The sequence below is a fragment of the Daejeonella sp. genome (assembly GCF_017495225.1).
Taxonomy (GTDB): domain Bacteria; phylum Bacteroidota; class Bacteroidia; order Sphingobacteriales; family Sphingobacteriaceae; genus Daejeonella.
The window spans coordinates 137,572-157,070 of record NZ_JAFEIG010000020.1 but is presented as its reverse complement, the minus strand read 5'-3'; the positions used below and the strand labels follow the sequence as shown (position 1 = coordinate 157,070).

At 33.2% G+C, this 19,499-nt stretch carries 20 protein-coding genes and 1 riboswitch; of the genes, 11 read left to right on the top strand and 9 right to left on the bottom strand.

The genetic code is table 11. From position 1 onward, the window contains the following. Positions 1–2: 2 nt before the first annotated feature. Positions 3–611: a WbqC family protein gene (locus QZ136_RS08010; protein ID WP_291402225.1), complete on the bottom strand. Its 609-nt coding sequence runs from the start codon at positions 609–611 to the stop codon at positions 3–5. Positions 612–716: 105 nt separating this feature from the next. Between QZ136_RS08010 and QZ136_RS08005 the strand changes: the two genes are divergently transcribed. Next, positions 717–1,607, top strand: coding sequence for a lysophospholipid acyltransferase family protein (locus tag QZ136_RS08005; protein ID WP_291402224.1), 891 nt, complete (start codon positions 717–719; stop codon positions 1,605–1,607). Then, the gene (locus QZ136_RS08000) at positions 1,600–2,628 is read left to right on the top strand and encodes a glycosyltransferase family 2 protein (protein ID WP_291402222.1); all 1,029 of its coding nucleotides are present in this window, start codon (positions 1,600–1,602) and stop codon (positions 2,626–2,628) included. Before QZ136_RS08005 ends, QZ136_RS08000 begins: the two co-directional genes overlap by 8 nt. On the opposite strand, the gene aroQ is transcribed toward QZ136_RS08000, so the two are convergent. Next, positions 2,611–3,024 (bottom strand): type II 3-dehydroquinate dehydratase, encoded by a 414-nt coding sequence (aroQ, locus tag QZ136_RS07995; RefSeq protein WP_291402220.1) that lies wholly within the window; start codon positions 3,022–3,024, stop codon positions 2,611–2,613. The genes QZ136_RS08000 and aroQ overlap by 18 nt on opposite strands. Positions 3,025–3,065: 41 nt before the next feature. On the opposite strand from aroQ, the gene xerD reads away from it, so the two are divergent. Next, complete coding sequence (gene xerD, locus QZ136_RS07990) at positions 3,066–3,965, top strand: site-specific tyrosine recombinase XerD (protein ID WP_291402218.1); 900 nt, start codon at positions 3,066–3,068, stop codon at positions 3,963–3,965. A 1-nt stretch (position 3,966) separates the two neighbouring features. Here xerD and QZ136_RS07985 read toward each other — a convergent pair whose 3' ends face one another. Together QZ136_RS07985 and prmC are read right to left on the bottom strand one after the other, a co-directional pair. After that, a complete protein-coding gene (locus tag QZ136_RS07985) occupies positions 3,967–5,019 on the bottom strand; it encodes a nucleoid-associated protein (protein ID WP_291402216.1) in 1,053 nt (350 codons plus the stop codon). Positions 5,020–5,051: 32 nt separating this feature from the next. Next, positions 5,052–5,918, bottom strand: a complete 867-nt coding sequence (gene prmC / locus QZ136_RS07980; RefSeq protein ID WP_291402215.1) for a peptide chain release factor N(5)-glutamine methyltransferase — start codon at positions 5,916–5,918, stop codon at positions 5,052–5,054. 111 nt (positions 5,919–6,029) lie between these two features. On the opposite strand from prmC, the gene ribD reads away from it, so the two are divergent. The 4 genes from ribD (at position 6,030) to QZ136_RS07960 (ending at position 9,464) form a co-directional block, all read left to right on the top strand. Beyond that, positions 6,030–7,070 carry a bifunctional diaminohydroxyphosphoribosylaminopyrimidine deaminase/5-amino-6-(5-phosphoribosylamino)uracil reductase RibD gene (gene ribD / locus QZ136_RS07975; RefSeq protein ID WP_291402213.1) on the top strand — a complete coding sequence of 347 codons (1,041 nt, stop codon included), beginning with the start codon at positions 6,030–6,032 and terminating at the stop codon, positions 7,068–7,070. Between the two features lie 6 nt (positions 7,071–7,076). Further along, complete coding sequence (locus tag QZ136_RS07970) at positions 7,077–7,928, top strand: EamA/RhaT family transporter (protein WP_291402211.1); 852 nt, start codon at positions 7,077–7,079, stop codon at positions 7,926–7,928. Positions 7,929–7,931: 3 nt separating this feature from the next. After that, positions 7,932–8,534: a YigZ family protein gene (locus QZ136_RS07965; protein ID WP_291402922.1), complete on the top strand. Its 603-nt coding sequence runs from the start codon at positions 7,932–7,934 to the stop codon at positions 8,532–8,534. 66 nt (positions 8,535–8,600) lie between these two features. Next, positions 8,601–9,464, top strand: coding sequence for a nucleoside phosphorylase (locus QZ136_RS07960; protein ID WP_291402209.1), 864 nt, complete (start codon positions 8,601–8,603; stop codon positions 9,462–9,464). Between the two features lie 2 nt (positions 9,465–9,466). Here QZ136_RS07960 and QZ136_RS07955 read toward each other — a convergent pair whose 3' ends face one another. The 3 genes from QZ136_RS07955 to mqnE are packed head-to-tail and all read right to left on the bottom strand — an operon-like array spanning position 9,467 to position 11,998. Next, positions 9,467–10,186 (bottom strand): menaquinone biosynthesis protein, encoded by a 720-nt coding sequence (locus QZ136_RS07955; RefSeq protein ID WP_291402207.1) that lies wholly within the window; start codon positions 10,184–10,186, stop codon positions 9,467–9,469. 10 nt (positions 10,187–10,196) lie between these two features. Continuing rightward, positions 10,197–10,808, bottom strand: a complete 612-nt coding sequence (locus QZ136_RS07950; protein WP_291402205.1) for a histidine phosphatase family protein — start codon at positions 10,806–10,808, stop codon at positions 10,197–10,199. Further along, positions 10,805–11,998 carry an aminofutalosine synthase MqnE gene (mqnE, locus tag QZ136_RS07945; RefSeq protein ID WP_291402203.1) on the bottom strand — a complete coding sequence of 398 codons (1,194 nt, stop codon included), beginning with the start codon at positions 11,996–11,998 and terminating at the stop codon, positions 10,805–10,807. The genes QZ136_RS07950 and mqnE overlap by 4 nt, the downstream gene beginning before the upstream one ends. A gap of 188 nt (positions 11,999–12,186) precedes the next feature. Here mqnE and QZ136_RS07940 point away from each other — a divergent pair, with 188 nt between their 5' ends. The 4 genes from QZ136_RS07940 to QZ136_RS07925 all read left to right on the top strand — a co-directional run bounded on the left by QZ136_RS07940 (position 12,187) and on the right by QZ136_RS07925 (position 17,399). Further along, the gene (locus QZ136_RS07940) at positions 12,187–13,311 is read left to right on the top strand and encodes a PLP-dependent aspartate aminotransferase family protein (protein WP_291402201.1); all 1,125 of its coding nucleotides are present in this window, start codon (positions 12,187–12,189) and stop codon (positions 13,309–13,311) included. A 130-nt stretch (positions 13,312–13,441) separates the two neighbouring features. Next, positions 13,442–13,548, top strand: a riboswitch (SAM riboswitch). A gap of 234 nt (positions 13,549–13,782) precedes the next feature. Continuing rightward, on the top strand, positions 13,783–15,090 hold the full coding sequence (locus QZ136_RS07935) for an O-acetylhomoserine aminocarboxypropyltransferase/cysteine synthase (protein ID WP_291402199.1): 1,308 nt from the start codon (positions 13,783–13,785) through the stop codon (positions 15,088–15,090). Positions 15,091–15,139: 49 nt separating this feature from the next. After that, complete coding sequence (gene metX / locus QZ136_RS07930) at positions 15,140–16,201, top strand: homoserine O-acetyltransferase (RefSeq protein WP_291402197.1); 1,062 nt, start codon at positions 15,140–15,142, stop codon at positions 16,199–16,201. Between the two features lies 1 nt (position 16,202). Then, positions 16,203–17,399 (top strand): homoserine dehydrogenase, encoded by a 1,197-nt coding sequence (locus QZ136_RS07925; protein WP_291402195.1) that lies wholly within the window; start codon positions 16,203–16,205, stop codon positions 17,397–17,399. 46 nt (positions 17,400–17,445) lie between these two features. Here QZ136_RS07925 and QZ136_RS07920 read toward each other — a convergent pair whose 3' ends face one another. Together QZ136_RS07920 and QZ136_RS07915 are read right to left on the bottom strand one after the other, a co-directional pair. After that, complete coding sequence (locus QZ136_RS07920; protein WP_291402192.1) at positions 17,446–18,081, bottom strand: GDSL-type esterase/lipase family protein; 636 nt, start codon at positions 18,079–18,081, stop codon at positions 17,446–17,448. Between the two features lie 55 nt (positions 18,082–18,136). Further along, positions 18,137–19,474, bottom strand: a complete 1,338-nt coding sequence (locus tag QZ136_RS07915; RefSeq protein ID WP_291402191.1) for a dihydrolipoamide acetyltransferase family protein — start codon at positions 19,472–19,474, stop codon at positions 18,137–18,139. Between the last annotated feature and the right edge of the window lie 25 nt (positions 19,475–19,499).

Sequence of the window (19,499 nt, the reverse complement as noted above, 5' to 3'; positions counted from 1 at the left end):
TATTAAAGATATTTCAAGCTTTGTGGCCCTTGGCTAAACAATAAGTCTAGGATACTCAAGTTAGGCAAAAAACCATTACGATCCTCAAAAACTTGAAAATAAGGCTTGAAATTATCTAAAGAAGTTCTTTTTGGATGAATACTGTCTCTGAAATCTGCAAAATCAGTATAAGTTTTTTCAAATTCATCCGTGTATCTATATTCAATTTTTAATTTCAGGAATTTTAATATTAAATGGAGCATTTCTTCATTATAATCATATAAAAAAGTCCATTTCTTTTCATAAAACATATTGAAATCGTCTTCATAATACTCAAAATAGGCAGAACTTCTATAGGAAGTTTGAAGACCCATCAAATGCAGACGTTGCCACTGAAAATCGTAACTAATACGTACATCCTTCACTTTTGTATGCGATTTTGAACCTTTTATAACAGGAACAGCCAAATCTAATTTTCCATTTGGGGAATGTATGGTTGCTCGATTTCGATAGCTTTGTTTTTGAAAATTTTCAGCATTTTCAAGAATGATATTTTCCTTATGAATTAACATTTTACTGAAATATTCAATTGGAGGAAGATAAAATAAAGGGAAGACTGCGCCTTTTTCCATCGTTTAGATTAAGTTTGTGCAAATATGTAGAATTTATTAGTTAACAGCTATAAAGTAAATTTATCTTTACTAAATTAACTGATATACACGCCGATAAGGTTTAAAATGAAAATAGTTTTTTTTAGAATTCTTACAGTTTTCATGTTTTTGGTATCTATCCTGCCATTTCGCGTGCTTTATTTTCTATCTGACATTTTGTTTTATCCGGTATTTTATCTTGTTAAATATCGTAGAAAAGTGGTTCAATTAAACCTTTTAAAGTCATTTCCTGAGAAAACAAATGACGAACGATATGTAATTGAAAAGAGGTTTTATAAACATTTACTCGACTTAATATTCGAATCCATTAAAACCATGACTATAAGTCGGGGACAAATTCAAAAACGCTTCATTATCAAAAATTTAGAACAAATTACTAAATATACTGATTCTGGGCAATCAGTGATAGCTGTTTCTGGGCATTATGGAAACTGGGAATGGGGTCCCCTAGCCTCTGCAAATGCCTTAAAATCAAAAGTATTAGTTGTTTATAAACCATTAACAAATAAGCGATTTGGAAACTTACTTAATAATATGAGGGCTAGATTCGGTGCAATAATGATCCCAATGAAGCAAACTTTAAGGAAAATTATCGATTACAAATCGGTACCATCGCTTATTGTTTTGGTAGGTGATCAAACCCCTCCTAGAGAAGAATCTCAATATTTTACTAGTTTTTTAAATCAGCAAACAGCTATCTTTTTGGGTGTTGAGAAAATTGCTACTAAGACGAATTATCCAGTAATTTATTTTAACATAAATAAAATAAAGAGAGGTTATTATGAGTGCCTAATTAAACCTTTAGTTAATATACCCGAATCAACAATAGAGCATGAAATTACAAATATTCACACACAAGAATTAGAAAATATTATTCGAAATAAACCTGAATATTGGCTTTGGTCGCATAAAAGATGGAAATTTAGCCCAGAAAATTTAAAAGTTAATCATGACTAATTTACCGAGCGTAGCAGTTGTTATTTTAAATTGGAATGGAATTGCTTATTTAAAGCAGTTTCTTCCTTCTGTTTGTGCTAGTACTTATCCTAATTTAGAGATTATTGTTGGCGATAATGCCTCTAGTGATGATTCTGTTGATTTTGTTCGTGAAAATTATCCCAATGTAAAGATTATCATTAATGATCAAAATTATGGCTTTGCAGGTGGCTATAATAAGGTTTTAAGTCAATTGAATCATGATTATTTTATATTGCTTAATTCTGACGTTGAGGTCTTACCAAATTGGATAGAGCCTATAATTAGGCTAATGGAATCAGATTCTAGTATTGCCGCTGCTCAACCTAAGATTCTATCTCATTCAAATAAATCATCATTTGAGTATGCAGGTGCTGCCGGAGGATTTATCGATCAATTTGGTTATCCTTTTTGTAGAGGAAGGGTATTCGACACCTTAGAACTTGATAATGGCCAATATAATGAGAGCTCAGAAGTGTTCTGGGCTTCAGGAGCAGCATTCTTTATAAAAAGAGCTAATTGGCTTGAAATGAAAGGCTTAGATGAAGATTTTTTTGCTCATATGGAGGAAATTGATCTTTGCTGGCGCTTGAAGAATGAAGGCTATAAAATTATGTATTGTGCAGATTCACAGGTTTATCATGTGGGTGGTGGGACTTTACAAGCTGAAAATCCTTTCAAAACCTATCTTAACTTCAGAAACAATTTAGTTCTGCTTCAAAAGAATCTTCCTGCAGGCAGAGCAACCCTCATAATTTTTATCAGGTTTTGGCTCGATTTTATTACTTTGATTAAATTTTTAATAGATGGAAAATTTAAGAATGCTTTAGCAATCAATCATGCACATTTTTATTTTATTAAAAACATCTTTAAAAATATTCCTAAAGCACGAAAAATTAAAAAATCTAGATTTAATGCTAAAGGATTATTCAAAGGCAGTATTGTTTGGGAGTATTTTATAAATAAGAAAAGGTACTATTCAAGCTTAAAGAAAACTTTCTAACGCTAAACGGTATCCGTTTAATCCGAAACCCGTTAATACACCCTTGCAGTTTTTGCCAGTAAGTGAAATGTGCCTATATTCTTCTCTAGCATAGATATTTGATATGTGTACCTCTACAACTGGCGTATTTATTCCTGCAATTGCGTCCGAAATAGCAACAGATGTATGGGTATATCCACCAGCATTCAGAATAATTCCATCATAAGAAAATCCGACTTCATGTAATTTATTAATAATTTCTCCTTCTACATTACTTTGAAAATAATCGAGCTCAATGATGCTATATTTGGACTTTAATTCGTCAAAATATGTTTCAAAACTACTGTCACCGTAAATTGATTTCTCACGTACGCCAAGTAAATTTAAATTTGGTCCGTTAATTATCTGTATTTTCATGAATTCTAATTCTTAAAGATTAATCAAACTTAAAAAATATTTTGGACTGGCAATCAGGTCTTCTCGGCTTTAAATCATATTTAAGATTGGAACGTTCCCTATCGGCGAATACAATCGAAGCATATTTACATGATGTAGATAAGCTAAAGCAGTATTTTATAGCTAAATCTGATGAAAAAGATTTAAAAAATATATCAAGTGATGATCTAAAAGATTTTTTAGTTTGGGTGAATGAATTGGGAATGCTTCCTCCTACTCAGGCTAGAGTTTTATCTGGTTTGAAAGCATTTTTCAAGTATTTAGTCCTTGAAAACAATATTAGTACCGATCCCTCTGCACTTTTAGAAAGCCCCAAAACAAGTCGGAAGCTACCTGATACTCTAAATATTGTTGAAATTAATAATCTAATCGAAGCTGTTGACCTTTCAAAACCAGAGGGTATGCGAAATAAGGCCATGTTAGAAATATTATATGGTTGTGGATTACGAGTTTCGGAGCTTACTGGCTTGAAAATTTCAAATCTTTATTTAGATATCGATTTTATCAAAATTTTAGGAAAAGGCAATAAAGAACGCTTGGTACCCATTGGTTCAGATGCTGTTAAATATTTACGTATTTTTATTGATGAAATTCGCGTTCACATAAAGGTAAAACCTGGAAATGAAGATTTTGTATTTTTAAATAATCGAGGAAACCCCATTTCAAGAGTTATGGTTTTTCTTATTATTAAAGATTTAGCCGAAAAGGCCGGAATTAAAAAGAGTATTAGTCCCCATACATTCAGACATTCATTTGCCACACATTTAATTGAGGGTGGAGCCGATTTAAGAGCGGTTCAAGAGATGTTAGGACATGAAAGTATTACAACTACAGAGATTTACACGCACCTTGACCGCGATTATCTGAGAGAAACAATCATTCAGTTTCATCCTAGGAGTTAATCTATTGCTCTTCCTTGAAGTAAACCTTATAATAATTCATGGCTTTATCATCATCGAAGCCTTTCTCAATTAATTCTTTATTTCCGTGAATATAGATGTGAAAATTTTTATCAAGCTTTAAAATACTCTTAAAAATTTTAGCCTGTTTTTTTACTGCAGCACTTGATATATCGAATGGTTGATCTAAACCTGCATCAAACTCTTCATTATATTCCTTACTATAGTTTTTAAAAGATTCGATTGCCTTAGGGTTGCCGATTACCTCTTCCGAAAACTCATCTATGTCAAAGCTATCTTTCTCTTTAAAGTACTTCATTGATTTATTTAATAGATCAATTTTATCAGCCTTTGAGATATCGAATTCATCATCTAATTTATTGGTAATGAACTCTTTACAAACACCAAGTGTGGTATTGGTTTTATTGAAATTGTCATTTCTGATTTTTAACTGCAGAAACTCATCTTTCCAATAAGCTGCATCGGTACGATTAGTTTGATCTATTACAATTACTTTAAAACCTTCATCCTTTTCAGTATTAAAAATTAGGCATCCTTTGTCGAGTTTGGTGATATTTATAGCCTCTTCTTCATAAGAAATAGCAAAACCACCCTCTTCCGGATTGACTTTTAAATAACTTTCTTTGGTTTCAGATTTGAAAATACCAATTGCATCCACTAACTCACCTTCTAACTGAATATCTTTAAATGTGGCGATATAAAGCTCTCCCGACTTGATTTTTGGGTGATTTGAGATATTAAAGAGATGTTTGGTGATTTGTCCGCTAAGCTCATGAAAACTCGCTAAATCTTCAAAAATCTGAGAACTAAAGTGAAAAAGCTCATTTAAATTTAAATCATCGCTTGAATGAGTAAAACGAAATAATTCAAAAGATTTTTCAAAAGGCGATAAAAAATACTGCATTAAAAGTCGCCTAAGCGTCTCATCCTCAATTTGAAGAGTATTATCCGACAAGCTGTAAAATTCATTTAATGCTTTGTTTCCCACTCTGTGGACTGAAATTTTAGCGAGAGTAGCTTCAAAATAGCTTATCATAATTGTTTAATGTTGATTTAAAGTATTTAAAATTAAAGTGAAGCCTTGATCATACGGTCCTTACCATACATATCTTGCCTGATTTCAACAGTTTTAAATCCTTGTTTAGTTAATAATTCACCTGTTTCCTTACCAAGGTTTTTATTAATTTCTAGAAACAAAAATCCGTTTTTATTCAAATGATTTAATGCAAAATCTGCAATGGATACATAAAACTTAAGTGCTTCATTATCAGGAACAAACAATGCGCTATGCGGCTCATGATTTAATACATTTTGATGCATTTCCAATTTCTCGGAATCTGTAACATAAGGAGGATTGCTGATTATTAAATCGTATTGATTATTAATTAACTCTTGACTCGTAGGATTTAAAATATCATCCTCAAGGAACTTGATTTCAGTATTATTGATTTCAGCATTTTGTTTGGCAGTATTTAGGGCTTCTTTAGAGATATCAATTGCTGAAATATCAGCTAAAGGAATATATTTTTTAATTGAAATGGGTATGCATCCACTCCCAGTACCTAAATCGACGATTTTTAAGACTTCAGTTTCACCTTTCATTTCCCGGATGGTAATTAAAGCCCAGTCGACTAATTCTTCGGTTTCTGGTCGTGGGATAAGAACAGAAGGGTTTACTTTAAACTTTAAATCATAAAATTCTGTTTCACCTAAAATATATTGCAGTGGAAGTCCGATTTTTAATTGTTCAAGAATTTCTAATAATTTTTCAAGATCAGCTGCAGGTATTTCCTCGTCTCTCATACTGAGGTATTTCGCTCTTTCAAGCTTAGACGCTGCGTTTATGCTCAACCAAGTGAGGCTTTTTGCTTCTTGGGAATCGTAAATTGTTGATAAAGCATCAATGAATTCTTTCTCGAGTTGTATGAAAGTCATGCCGCAAAGTAAACCAATTAGCTTTAAAATCCATAATTTATAGATTTTAAATCACGAGAATTAAATTGTTTAATTGACCATAATTTCTCTAATTGATGCTATTTTTGTGTCATGGCTCAACACGAGTATTTTATGAATCGTTGCCTTGAACTTGCACTTTTGGGTGCAGGAAAGGTTAGTCCGAATCCAATGGTCGGTTCTGTAATTGTTCATGATGGTAAAATTATTGGTGAAGGTTATCATATGGTCTTTGGCGAGGCACATGCTGAAGTAAATGCTGTTAATGATGTGTTTGATAAGCATGCGAATGCTAAAGATTTGCTTAAAAAATCAACTATTTATGTCAATTTGGAGCCCTGCTCCCACTATGGCAAAACTCCTCCATGTGCTGATTTAATTATTTCTAATGAAATACCTAAAGTTGTAATTGGCTGTAGTGATCCATTTCCGGCTATAAATGGCAAAGGAATTGAAAAATTAAGGTCTGCGGGTATTGAAGTGATTGAAAATATACTTAATGATGAATCCTACAATCTTAATATACGATTTTTTACTCGAATAAGCAAACAAAGACCCTATATCATCTTAAAATGGGCTGAAACTTCAAATGGATATTTTGCACCTTTAGATGGATCTCAAAAATGGATAAGTTCTCCAGAATCTAAACAATTAGTACACCGTTGGAGAGCCGAGGAAGATGCTGTTCTTATTGGTAAAAATACAGCTCTGGCAGATAATCCTAGATTAAATGTGCGTGAATGTGAAGGTAGAAATCCAATCCGTATTATAGTAGACCGTCGATTAGAACTTCCTGCTGAATTAAATATTTTTGACCAAAGTCAGGACACTATTATTTTTAATCAAGAAAAGACAGAGCTAATTGGAAAAATTAAATTCCTAGAGCTTGAAAATTTTGATTATTTGCCCCAATTAATTGCTTATCAACTTTATATAATGGATGTTCAATCATTGATTGTGGAAGGTGGTAAAGAAACATTAGACCTATTTATTAAGGCAGGATTATGGGATGAAGCTAGAGTATTTGTTTCTCCTAATTGTTGGGATGAAGGTGTTTTAGCACCCAAAATCACTAATACTTTGATTGAAACTAAGAATATTGGTCCAGATACCTTAAAAATTTACAAAATATAGCCTGAAATGATTTATATACTCATAAGTGTATGTTTTAGTGTTTTAGTTTCTGTACTACTGAAACTCGCTAAGCGCTATGAAATTGATAATAAACAAGCAATTGCCTGGAATTACTCAATTGCCGGATTTTTAACATGGGTAATTTATAGGCCTGAAATACCAAATTTAACAGAGCGTATTTTCTCTGTTTATATTGCTTTGGGTGTACTTTTACCTTCACTATTTGTTATTTTAGCCTTATCTATAAGATATACGGGTATTGTCAGGACTGATATAGCGCAAAGATTATCCCTTTTCATTCCAGTTTTTTCCGCATTTATCTTGTTTGGGGAAGAACAATCGGCAATAAAAATAATTGGTATTGGAATAGCTTTTCTTGCTATAGTTTTTTCAATTCCATGGCAGAAGAATCAAGGTGAAAAATCTGGAGTTTGGCTCTATCCATTACTTGTTTTTATTGGGATGGGCATCATAGACACCCTATTTAAGCAAATTGCTAAAACAACTGATATTCCCTTTACTTCATCCTTATTTATTGTTTTCATTATTGCATTTTCAATCTCCATCTTTTATCTCCTTTATTTATATTTCTTTAAAAAATTGAGGTTTACTTTAATCAATTTGATTTGTGGTTGGATTCTAGGGATAGCCAATTTTGGGAACATACTTTTTTACCTTAAAGCACATCAAGATTTGGCAAATCAGCCGTCCATTGTATTCTCAAGCATGAATATTGGTGTAATTCTTTTAGGGTCTGCTGTTGGGGTATTTGTCTTCAAAGAGCGCCTTAGTCGCTTAAACTATGCTGGTATCCTACTTGCCTTAATTTCAATTTTAGTTTTATACTTTGCTAAATAAATGATGCTTTTTGATGATACATATAAAACTATAGAAAAGGAAGTCGAAGGCATTTTCAGAGATAAAGGAAGCCGTTTTATTGCCTATTTATATCCCATTAAATCTGAAGAAGAAATAAAGAATATAATTGCTGAGCTCAAAGCTTTGCATCCAAAGGCAAGGCATCACTGTTGGGCAATGAGAATTGGCTCAGATCGAACAGTATTCAGGATAAATGATGATGGTGAGCCTTCCGGGACTGCAGGTAGACCTATTTTAAATACGCTTTTATCCTCTGATTTAACAAACGTTTTAGCTGTTGTTGTTCGCTATTTTGGCGGAACTTTATTGGGTGTACCAGGATTAATAAATGCTTATAAATCTGCAACACAAGATGCTATAAATCAGGCAAATGTTATTGAAAAAACCATTGATCTTATATTTAAACTTGAATTTGGACATTCTGTAATGAATGAAGTGATGAAGATAATTAAAGATGAAGGTTTAAGAATCTTTAATCAGCAATTTGACCTAAATTGTTCCTTAGATATTGAAATTAGGCAATCTCAGGTTAATAAAGTTCTTGGTCGCTTAGAGAAAGTTGAAGGATTAAAGTGGAAAGGATAAAACAGGATTGATAAAGAAAATCACTAAAATATGCTGTAAATTTGTATTTATTCTAGCTCTTTGCCCATGAAAACCATCTCAAATGCCGATTTAATCATAAACCCAGATGGGAGTATCTATCACCTTAATTTATTGCCTGAGGATGTTGCAGATACGGTTATTACTGTTGGCGATCCTGAAAGAGTTTCTGAGGTAAGTAGATATTTTGATCGCATTGAACTGAAAAAGGGTAAGCGTGAATTTATTACTCATACCGGTTATCTAGGTTCAAAACGCATTACTGTAATTTCTACAGGTATTGGTACAGACAATATTGATATTGTAATCAATGAACTTGATGCATTGGTTAATATAGATTTCAGTACTAGAATGGTAAAAGAAGATCTAAAAAGTCTAGATATTATTAGAGTTGGAACTTCTGGAACTGTACAAAATGATATTCCCATGGGAAGTATTCTAGTTTCTGAATATGGTGTAGGGCTAGATGCCTTAATGAATTATTATCTCCATGAACTTAGTGCTGAGGAGCTTTTGTTATCAGATGCTATAAAGTCGCATTTTCATCATTTAAAGGGCATTTCTCCCTATGTTACTAGAGTTGATCCCAGTTTATTAGAAAAAATTGGAAAAGATTTACCTAAGGGACTTACACTTACAGCACCCGGTTTTTACTCACCACAAGGTCGAGAAGTTCGTGCAAAAAGTGCTTTTCCGGGTTTAGTGGATCTTTTTACAAGCTTTTCATTCAACAATCAAAGAATTACAAATTTAGAAATGGAAACTGCGGGTATTTATGCGCTTTCTAAGGCTATGGGCCATAAGGCGATATCTATAAATGCTATCTTGGCGAGTAGAGTTAAATTTGAATTCTCAAGCAATCCAGCTAAAGTAATTGATGAAGCTATTCAGCTGGTTTTAAGTAGATTATAAATTTAAAGATCTCTTATTAAGTCATGAAATTTCTTAATTGCCTTTAACTTATCTTCATTTAGGTTAAAATCAATTTTATTCATTAAATAATCGCTTAAATCAAAATTATCCACTGATTTTAGATCATTTAACACTCGATCTCTCTGTTCAAGTCCGAATTTTAATGCTGCATTAAACTCATCCTTAAAGATTTCTGATATAGGCTTATTTGCAGCCCAAACAGCGAATGCAAAAGGTAAACCAGTAAACTTGAACCATTCCTCTGATAAATCATAATGGAATAAAAATTGATCTTTTTTGCCAAAAGTTCTATCGCCAATTTGAACAAAAGCGTCCGCATTTTCATGTTCTACAAATTCCGGAGTACATTTCCAGTAATTTTTTATAAGAACTCTTGCTAAATTATTAGAAGTGCGAGATTGACTATCCAATTTGAGTGTTTTTATTTCCGAAATTGGCTTATTACTAAAAATAAAAACGGAGTCTACAGCCCCATTAGCCCCAATACAATAATCAGATATGATATGATAATTGGGAATTTGAAGTAATGCTGCTACTGGAACCAATCCTATATCTACTTGATTTTCAATTAGTTTTAATGCACAAACTGAAGGTATATCTAAACTTAATTCAATTTTATCCAATATATCTGAATGCAATAATCCAAAAACAAAGGGTTTGGAATTAGTGTAAGAAACGGCAGATACTTTTAACTTATTCAAAATCAATTAATTAGTCTAAGTGTTTTGTATTATTAAATTCAAGTATATGGAAGTCATTTCCATCAAAACCAATCTTATAAAGCGTGGTATTAGTATGTGGGAAGGTATCCATTTCAGTGAGAGGTTTATTTGTTAAAAGACAAAGAAAAAGTCGCATAGCACGACCATGCATACAGATAAGTATATTTTCATCTTCATTTTCTTCAATTAATTTCTCTAGGACAATTAATTGGCGTTCTTTAACTTCAAGCGGACTTTCGCCACGTTCAAACTTATGATGCAAATTTCCAGCCTTCCAGTGTTCAGTAATTTCATGAAAGTCGGATCTTAATTTTTCAGTGCTTTGTTGACCTTCGTGAATACCCCATCCTAATTCGTCTAAACCAGCAAATTGTACCCATGGGATATGCTTATCAATGAAATTTTGAACAGTCTGATGTGTTCTTTTTAGGGTAGAAGTATATATTTTATCAAATGGTACATCTTTGTATGCTTGATAAAATGCTTCGGCTTGTGCTCTCCCCTTTTCATTTAATTCAGTATCCATTCCACGCCCTTGAACAATACCCATTTTATTCAAGTCCGTTTCGCCATGCCGAATGATATAAATTACCTTTCTCAATTGATAACAGGTAATTGATAATATTTAGGTTTTTCCTCCACAGGGAATTCAAAATCTTTATAATCAGTGATTACATTATATAAAGTATCTCGTTCAACTGGATGTCTACCAATATTTTTGATAAGTTCAACTAATTCTTGGGTACTCATTGCAGGATGCTGTTCTTCTGCACCGGCCATAGAATAAATTTTAGTTGTATCATCTAAAGTTCCATCAATATCATCAACACCAAAATTTAGGGATAATTGAGCCGTACTGCGACTAATCATTGCCCAATAGGCCTTGATATGATCAAAATTATCGAGATAAATACGAGAAATTGCATAATTGCGAAGATCTTCAATAACTGAAACTTCAGGAACATGCGACATTTGATTGTCTTGATTTCTAAACTTTAGAGGAATAAAAGTCTGAAAGCCACCAGTTTTATCTTGAAGTGCACGAAGCTGCTCTAAGTGATCTATACGATGTTCAAATTTCTCAATATGACCATATAACATGGTTGCATTTGAGCGCATACCCAGTTTATGCCATTCTTCATGTATTTGAAGCCACTCCTCGCCAGTACACTTGTCTTTAGCTATAATTTCTCTTATTTCAGGAGCAAAAATTTCGGCGCCACCACCAGGAATGGAATCTAAACCAGCCTCTTTCATTAATTTCATGCCAGTTGCATAATCAACTTTAGCCTTTTTGAAAATATAGTGATATTCAACGGGGGTTAAAGCTTTTACATGAAGATCAGGTCTGTGTTTATGAATCGCAGTGAAAAGTTCGGAGTAGAATTTTAAATCATATTGAGGTAAAACCCCACCAACAATATGAACTTCAGTAACTGGCTGACCATCATAGTTTTTAACTATATCGAGCATCTGCTCCATAGTATATTCCCAACCTTGCGATTTCTCTTTAATTAAAACTGAGTAAGAGCAAAATTTACAATCGTAGATACATAAATTGGTAGGTTCTATATGAAAATTACGATTAAAATAGGTCTTATCACCATGACGCTTTTCGCGAATATAATTGGCTAGTACACCCAAATATCCTAATTCGGCCTTTTCATAGAGTAATACACCTTCATCAAAGGAAATACGTTGGTTAGATTTAACCTTTTCAGCGATAAGTTTTAGCTCAGTAGAAAGGCTTGAATCACCTATTAGCAGTTCTAATTTTGTAGCAGCGTTCATTTTAGTATTTCTACAAAAATACAATATTGTATAAGATTCATTATCATTTGCTTGTAAAAGCCTTAATTATTTAATTATTTTTAATAAAATGATCTTTATTACTGAATAAAATGATTTAATAAGGTCCCATTTTTTAATCTTTAATTATCTTGCTGCATAATTTCTAATGAAAACATAAATTGAATAATATGAAAATCGAAACCATAGCCATACATGCAGGTAATTCAATAGACGAGCATACAAAAGCTGCCATTCAGCCAATTACTTTGTCGACTACCTTTGAGCGTGGTGAAGATGGCGAATATCCGGGTGGATATGTTTATTCACGTGCCGACAATCCCAATAGAAAATCATTAGAAAATGTAATTGGACAATTGGAAGGTGCCGAATCGGCAGCGGCGTTTTCTTCCGGTAATGCTGCTGGTGCAGCTGTTTTTCAAGCTTTAGGACCTGGAGTTCATATAATTGCACCTGATGATATGTATCACGGATTGAGAAATCAATTATTACAAGTTTTTCATGGAATTATCGAAGTTGATTTTATTGATTTATCCGACTTAGAATCTGTAAAAAAAGTAATTAGACATAATACTAAACTCATCTGGATTGAAACACCATCCAATCCCCTGCTTAAAATTTGCGATATCCAATCTCTAGTAAAAATTGCTAAGGATAATGGAATAGTGGTAGTTTGCGATAATACATTTAGTACGCCTATGCTTCAAAGGCCTTTAGAATTAGGATGTGATATGGTTATGCATTCTACTACAAAATATTTAGGAGGTCATAGCGATGTAATTGGTGGAGCATTGGCAACTTTAAAAGACGATGATTTTTGGAAGAAAATTAGAAATGTGCAAGTACTTTCTGGTGCTGTTCCAGCTCCTTTTGACTGCTATATGACTGTGCGTGGGATTAAAACATTACCCTATAGAATGCGTGCTCACACCGAAAATGCTATGCAAATTGCTAATTTTTTAAATGCACATGATGGTGTAGAAAAAGTGTATTATCCTGGTTTATCTGACCACCAAGGACATGAAATAGCTAAGAAGCAGATGAGTTCTTTTGGAGGTATGTTATCATTTTTAGTTAAAGGAGGCTCTGATGAAGCTAGGAAACTAGTTAATTCAGTTAAGATATTTACTCAAGCTACCAGTTTAGGTGGTGTTGAAAGCTTAATAGAACATAGAGCATCTGTTGAGGGTCCAGAGACAAAAACTCCACAAAATTTAATTCGGGTTTCGGTAGGTTTAGAAAATCCATCAGACCTTATAGATGATTTAAAACACGCTTTATCAATGATAGCCTAAAATTAAATTGTTGATAATCAGTATATTACAAACAAAATAAAATTAAATTTGGTTTTTACACGTTTTTGACCATATATTTGAAATATTATTTGGTGGCAACACCAATCTGTCTTCAATAAATTCATTTATTGATTTATACAGAAGTGGCGAGAGATCAGGCTCAATGACCCACTGACAACCCCCCGATCGGTTTCGGGGAAGGTGCCAATTCCTGTCCCGCAAGGGAAACTATAAACAAATAATAAAATGAAAAAAGAAACCAATCAAATTTCTTTATTTCCAAGTCCGGGAAAAAGAATCAGAATTCAAAATCTTGTAAGTTCAACACGTAACATGAATAATTTCATGTATATGCGATGTATGAATTGTTGTTAAGGAAATTTAAGATTCTCTTTTTATTTTCTTAACCCTCTATTAGTCTGAGTTTTACTCACATCTCATTTTTTTCATCATTAAAAAATTAAATAAATTATGTCGTCGCAAAATTTAAAATTTGAAACATTACAGCTACATGCTGGTCAGGAAGTAGATCCAACAACAGGTTCAAGAGCGGTACCAATCTATCAAACAAGCTCTTATGTATTTAAAAGTTCAGAGCACGGAGCTAATCTCTTTGCTTTAAAAGAGTTTGGAAATATTTATACAAGATTAATGAACCCAACCACAGATGTTTTCGAGAAGCGTATTGCTGCACTTGAGGGCGGTGTGGCAGCTTTAGGAGTTGCATCTGGTCAGGCAGCTCAGTTTATCGCATTAAATAACATTTTACAAGCTGGAGATAATTTTGTGACCTCTTCTTATATTTATGGAGGTACATATAATCAGTTTAAAGTCGCATTTAAGCGCCTTGGTATTGAAGCACGCTTTGCGAAGGGTGATGATTCACAAAGTATTGATTCATTAATCGATGAGAAAACTAAAGCAATATATGTGGAAACAATAGGAAATCCGAGTTTTAGCATTCCTGACTTTGAGAAGATTTCTGCAGTAGCTAAAAAGCATGATTTGCCTTTAATCGTTGACAATACATTTGGTGCAGCTGGCTATTTATTTAGACCATTAGATCATGGTGCAAATGTGGTGGTTCAATCTGCTACAAAATGGATTGGCGGACATGGAACAAGCATTGGTGGAGTAATTGTTGACGGTGGAAACTATAATTGGGGAAATGGTAAATTCCCCCAATTTACTGAGCCTTCTGAAGGATATCATGGATTAATTTTTAATGATGTTTTCGGAATTGGCGGACCATTTGGCAATATTCAATTCATAATTCGCGCACGTGTTGAAGGATTACGTGATTTCGGCCCCTCACAGTCTCCATTTAACTCATTCTTACTATTACAGGGAATAGAAACACTTTCTCTACGTGTACAGCGTCATGTTGATAATGCCCTTGAATTAGCAAAATGGTTAGAAAATCATCCGAAAGTAGATAAAGTAGTTTATCCTGGTTTACCAAGCAGTCCGAATCATACATTAGCCAAAAAGTATCTTAAAAATGGTTTTGGTGCTGTTTTATCTTTTGAGATTAAGGGCGGTAAGGAAGCGGCCATTAAATTTGTTGATCATTTGAAATTAATCAGTCACCTTGCTAATGTTGGTGATACTAAAACCTTAATTATTCAGCCTAGTGCTACAACCCATCAACAGTTAAGTGAGGCAGAACAAATTGCTGCTGGCGTAAACCCATCATCATTAAGGGTTTCTGTAGGAATTGAGCATATTGAAGATATTAAGGCAGATATCGAACAAGCATTTGGTTCTTTAAATAATTAATCATGTTTTCACATTCCTGAAAAGTAATTTTCAGGAATGTTATTTTGTTATGAATACAGAAAATAGTTACAAGCATAAAAAGCCTTTTCAGCTTGAAAGTGGCAAAAAGATAAAGGATTTAGAAATTAAGTATCACACTTATGGGACTCTTAATGCTAAAAAAGATAATGTGGTTTGGGTTTGTCATGCTTTAACAGGCAATTCAGATGTATTTGATTGGTGGCGCGGACTTTTTGGTGAAAATCGTCTATTTAATCCTAAAGATCATTTTATAGTCTGCGCAAATATTTTGGGTTCACCTTATGGAACTAGTAATCCACTAAGTTTAAATCCTGCCACGGGTCTACCCTATTATCTTTCATTTCCTGAATTTACTATACGTGATATGGCCGCCGCACATCAATTGCTTGCTGATCATTTAAATCTAAAGGATATTGATTTACTAATTGGTGGTTCTATTGGAGGCCAACAAGCTATGGAATGGGCCATTTCAGAGCCTAAGCGTATAAAAAAGCTTGTTTTAATTTCTACCAATGCACAGCATTCATCTTGGGGTATCGCTTTTAATGAAAGTCAACGATTGGCCATAAGCTCTGATCGTACCTTTTACTCTAATTCGCCAGATGGAGGAAGTAAAGGATTGAAAGTAGCAAGAAGCATTGCATTACTTTCTTACCGGACATATGGCACCTATGTTTCTACACAAATAGAGGTAGACAATGAGAAAACAAAAGATTTTAAGGCTGCATCCTATCAAAATTACCAAGGTGAGAAATTGATAAAACGATTTAATGCCTATAGTTATTGGTATTTAACAAAAGCTATGGATAGTCATAATGTTGGCAGGAAAAGAAGCTCTATTGAAGATGCTCTAAAACAAATTCAAGCTAAAACTTTAGTGGTTGGAATCACAAAGGATGTTTTATTTCCAGTAGAAGAGCAGGTCTTTTTAGCCGAAAAAATCAAAAATTCACGTTTTTTTAATTTGGATTCCTTTTATGGACACGATGGATTTTTAATTGATACAGAGATACTTACACAAGAAATTGGAAATTTTATAAAAAGCGCAGTTACTGAGAATCAATTAGTGAATCTGCATAAAATAGCATAACATGAGTAAAAGGTTAACCATTGGATTATTTGGTTTTGGAGTAGTTGGTCAAGGATTACATGACATTATCAGCACTAAAGATTTAAATATTGAAATTAAAAAAATTGCCATTAAAAATCCTGAAAAGGAACGTAGTCTAGAGAGTGATTTATTTACAACAGATCCAAATGTCATTTTAAATGACTCAAGTATAAATACAATTATCGAATTAATAAATGATGCTGATGCTGCCTATGAAATAGTCACAAAAGCATTAAAAAGTGGCAAAAATGTTGTTTCAGCTAATAAAAAAATGATTGCTGAACATTTAGATGAATTAGTAAATATTCAGAAAGAGTATGGTACTTCTCTACTTTATGAAGGTTCGGTATGTGGAAGTATTCCAATCATTAGAAATTTGGAAGAATATTATGATAATGAATTGCTGCATTCAATAAGTGGCATATTTAATGGTTCATCAAACTTTATACTGTCAAAAATTGCAAATGAAGGATTAGATTATACAGTAGCACTTAAACAAGCTCAAGATCTAGGGTTTGCAGAAAAAGATCCAACCTTAGATGTAGGTGGTTATGATCCGAAGTATAAATTAGTTATAGCTGCGGCACATGCTTATGGTGTTTTTGTAAGACCAGAAGAGGTTTTAAACATTGGTATTCAAAACTTTTCTGCTGCCGACTTACAATTTGCACAAGAGCATCAATTGAAGATTAAATTAGTCCCGACAGCCAAAAAATTAAACGACCAAGAACTAGCACTTTATGTACTTCCAAAACTTGTACCTAAGAGTGATTTTTTATATAATGTTGAGAATGAGTACAATGCAGTTTCGGTAAAGGCCGCTTTTGCAGATCAGCAATTATTTTATGGAAAAGGTGCTGGTGGTCACCCGACCGGTTCTGCAGTACTTTCTGATGTAGCCGCATTAAGATATGATTATAGATACGAGTACAAAAAATTAAACAATGAATCTAAATTAAAACTTCAAAATGACTATATTATTCCCCTGTATATCAGATATATAGATGAGGATTTAATCAATAAAATTCAATTTGAATATATCAGCGAAGATCATAAAAACACTGATTTTAACTACATAATGGGTGGTGTTAAAATCAGTGAATTAATCTTAAATAAAGAAGCTATTTTAAAGGATGGCGCATTTTTAGCTGAGGCAAGTGCACTGATAAACCAATAGAAATACCTTTACCCTTCAATAAGCTTAATTAAAATTTTAATTAAGCTTATTTCATTAAATGCGGTAAAATGGCTTTTTGCCAAATTTCATAGCCAGATCTATTCATGTGAAGTTTATCTGCTAAAAAGATATTTGGTATTGGTGAACCATCGGCTAAAAGCATCTTGTTGTAAACATCAACATAGCCTGTTTTACTTTTCTTTTTAAGAAAACTTTTAATCATAGCATTTGCTCTGACCATTTCAGGCATGTATTTAGCACGACTAGGGCTAGGTTTAATTGAAACAAATAGAATATGAGCTTTTGGCAATCTAGTTCTAATCATTCCGAATAATTGACTAAAACGAGTTAAAACAGTATCAGCATTTGCGTTTGGAGAGCTTACAAAGTCATTTTCACCACAATAAATTACAACTTGCTTTGGTTGATAAGGATAAATAATATCGGGTGCATAACGAATAAGATCTGTAAGACCTGAACCACCGAATCCTCGGTTTAATATTTTGTAGGCAGGAAAATCATTTTGAACATCCTTCCACATAGTGAAAGAAGAACTACCTACAAATAAAATTGAGCCGCTTTCTGGTCGCACAACTTGATCATTTTTTTTGAAAGCTATGATATCATTATAAAATGGAGGAATGATTTGAGCAAATGAATCATTTGTTATAAAATGACTCATTAAAAAGGCTAATAAAAATATAAAAAATTTTTTCATAAAATAGTATAGTTTAAGATTAAATAACTCGATTAATATCCCAATTTTCAAGATAATCTGCCACTCTTCTGACAAAAGAACCACCTAAAGAACCATCTACAACACGATGATCATAGGAAAGAGAAAGGAACATCATATGCCTGATCGCGATTACATCACCATGTTCAGTTTCTATAACTGCAGGTTTCTTTTTGATAGCTCCAACGGCTAAAATAGCCACTTGTGGTTGGTTAATGATTGGAGTCCCCATTACATTACCAAAAGTACCCACATTGGTTAAAGTGAAGGTCCCTCCTTGTGTTTCATCAGGTTTAAGTTTTGATTGGCGAGCACGATTAGCCAGATCATTAACTGCTTTTGTTATTCCGAATAAATTTAATTGATCTGCATTTTTAATTACTGGAACAATTAAATTACCACTTGGGAGTGCAGCAGCCATTCCGATATTTATATCACGTTTTTTAATAATTTGTGTACCATTTATAGAAATATTGATCATTGGCAAATCTTTGATTGCCTTAGCTACAGCCTCAATAAAAATGGGTGTAAAAGTGATTTTTTCGCCTTCTCTCTTTTCAAAACTGCTTTTTACTCGATCTCTCCATTTTACGAGATTTGTAACATCAGCCTCAACAAATGAGGTTACATGTGCAGAAGTATGCTTTGACATCACCATGTGATCGGCAATGAGCTTACGCATACGGTCCATTTCGATAATCTCATCCCCTCCAGAAACAGAACTTACAGGCGTGACTGATTTCTGGTTTGATATTTCATTAGAAACAGGGGCATTATTTTGTGCTTTGGCAACAACATTACCAGTGCTTTTATTACTTTGGATATATTCTAAAACATCTTGTTTAGTAACACGACCTTCCGAACCAGTCCCAACAATCGAATTTAATTCCTGAATACTAATACCCTCTTCAGCTGCCATGCTTTTAACTAATGGCGAATAAAAGCGTTCTGAAGAACTAAAATCGATAGATTTATAATTATTTGATGCATTTTGTATTACAGGTTCAGGAACAAACGGTGCTTCAGGTATTTGTTCCACCTGGATAACATTTTCTGTTTTTGTTTCCTGGGGGGAATCCTTAATAATTTCAGCATTCGCATCTGTTTCGATTACAGCAATCACAGCACCAACTTGAACAACGTCATCTTCTTTAAAGAGAATTTTAACAAGTTTTCCAGATACAGGGGAAGGTACTTCTGAATCAACTTTATCGGTTGCAATTTCCAATACAGATTCATCAATATCGATGTTATCACCTGGCTGCTTCACCCATTTAATAATGGTAGCTTCGGCAACACTTTCGCCCATCTTAGGAAGTACTAATTCGTATAAAGACATAGTAGATTTTATTTACGATTGGTTT

Excerpts from the sequence above, each read along its gene's own strand:
- QZ136_RS08010 (WP_291402225.1), bottom strand. The coding sequence starts at position 611 with ATGGAAAAAGGCGCAGTCTTCCCTTTATTTTATCTTCCTCCAATTGAA.
- QZ136_RS08005 (WP_291402224.1), top strand. The coding sequence starts at position 717 with ATGAAAATAGTTTTTTTTAGAATTCTTACAGTTTTCATGTTTTTGGTA.
- QZ136_RS08000 (WP_291402222.1), top strand. The coding sequence starts at position 1,600 with ATGACTAATTTACCGAGCGTAGCAGTTGTTATTTTAAATTGGAATGGA.
- aroQ (WP_291402220.1), bottom strand. The coding sequence starts at position 3,024 with ATGAAAATACAGATAATTAACGGACCAAATTTAAATTTACTTGGCGTA.
- QZ136_RS07985 (WP_291402216.1), bottom strand. The coding sequence starts at position 5,019 with ATGATAAGCTATTTTGAAGCTACTCTCGCTAAAATTTCAGTCCACAGA.
- prmC (WP_291402215.1), bottom strand. The coding sequence starts at position 5,918 with ATGACTTTCATACAACTCGAGAAAGAATTCATTGATGCTTTATCAACA.
- ribD (WP_291402213.1), top strand. The coding sequence starts at position 6,030 with ATGGCTCAACACGAGTATTTTATGAATCGTTGCCTTGAACTTGCACTT.
- QZ136_RS07970 (WP_291402211.1), top strand. The coding sequence starts at position 7,077 with ATGATTTATATACTCATAAGTGTATGTTTTAGTGTTTTAGTTTCTGTA.
- QZ136_RS07965 (WP_291402922.1), top strand. The coding sequence starts at position 7,932 with ATGCTTTTTGATGATACATATAAAACTATAGAAAAGGAAGTCGAAGGC.
- QZ136_RS07960 (WP_291402209.1), top strand. The coding sequence starts at position 8,601 with ATGAAAACCATCTCAAATGCCGATTTAATCATAAACCCAGATGGGAGT.
- mqnE (WP_291402203.1), bottom strand. The coding sequence starts at position 11,998 with ATGAACGCTGCTACAAAATTAGAACTGCTAATAGGTGATTCAAGCCTT.
- QZ136_RS07940 (WP_291402201.1), top strand. The coding sequence starts at position 12,187 with ATGAAAATCGAAACCATAGCCATACATGCAGGTAATTCAATAGACGAG.
- QZ136_RS07935 (WP_291402199.1), top strand. The coding sequence starts at position 13,783 with ATGTCGTCGCAAAATTTAAAATTTGAAACATTACAGCTACATGCTGGT.
- metX (WP_291402197.1), top strand. The coding sequence starts at position 15,140 with ATGAATACAGAAAATAGTTACAAGCATAAAAAGCCTTTTCAGCTTGAA.
- QZ136_RS07925 (WP_291402195.1), top strand. The coding sequence starts at position 16,203 with ATGAGTAAAAGGTTAACCATTGGATTATTTGGTTTTGGAGTAGTTGGT.
- QZ136_RS07920 (WP_291402192.1), bottom strand. The coding sequence starts at position 18,081 with ATGAGTCATTTTATAACAAATGATTCATTTGCTCAAATCATTCCTCCA.
- QZ136_RS07915 (WP_291402191.1), bottom strand. The coding sequence starts at position 19,474 with ATGTCTTTATACGAATTAGTACTTCCTAAGATGGGCGAAAGTGTTGCC.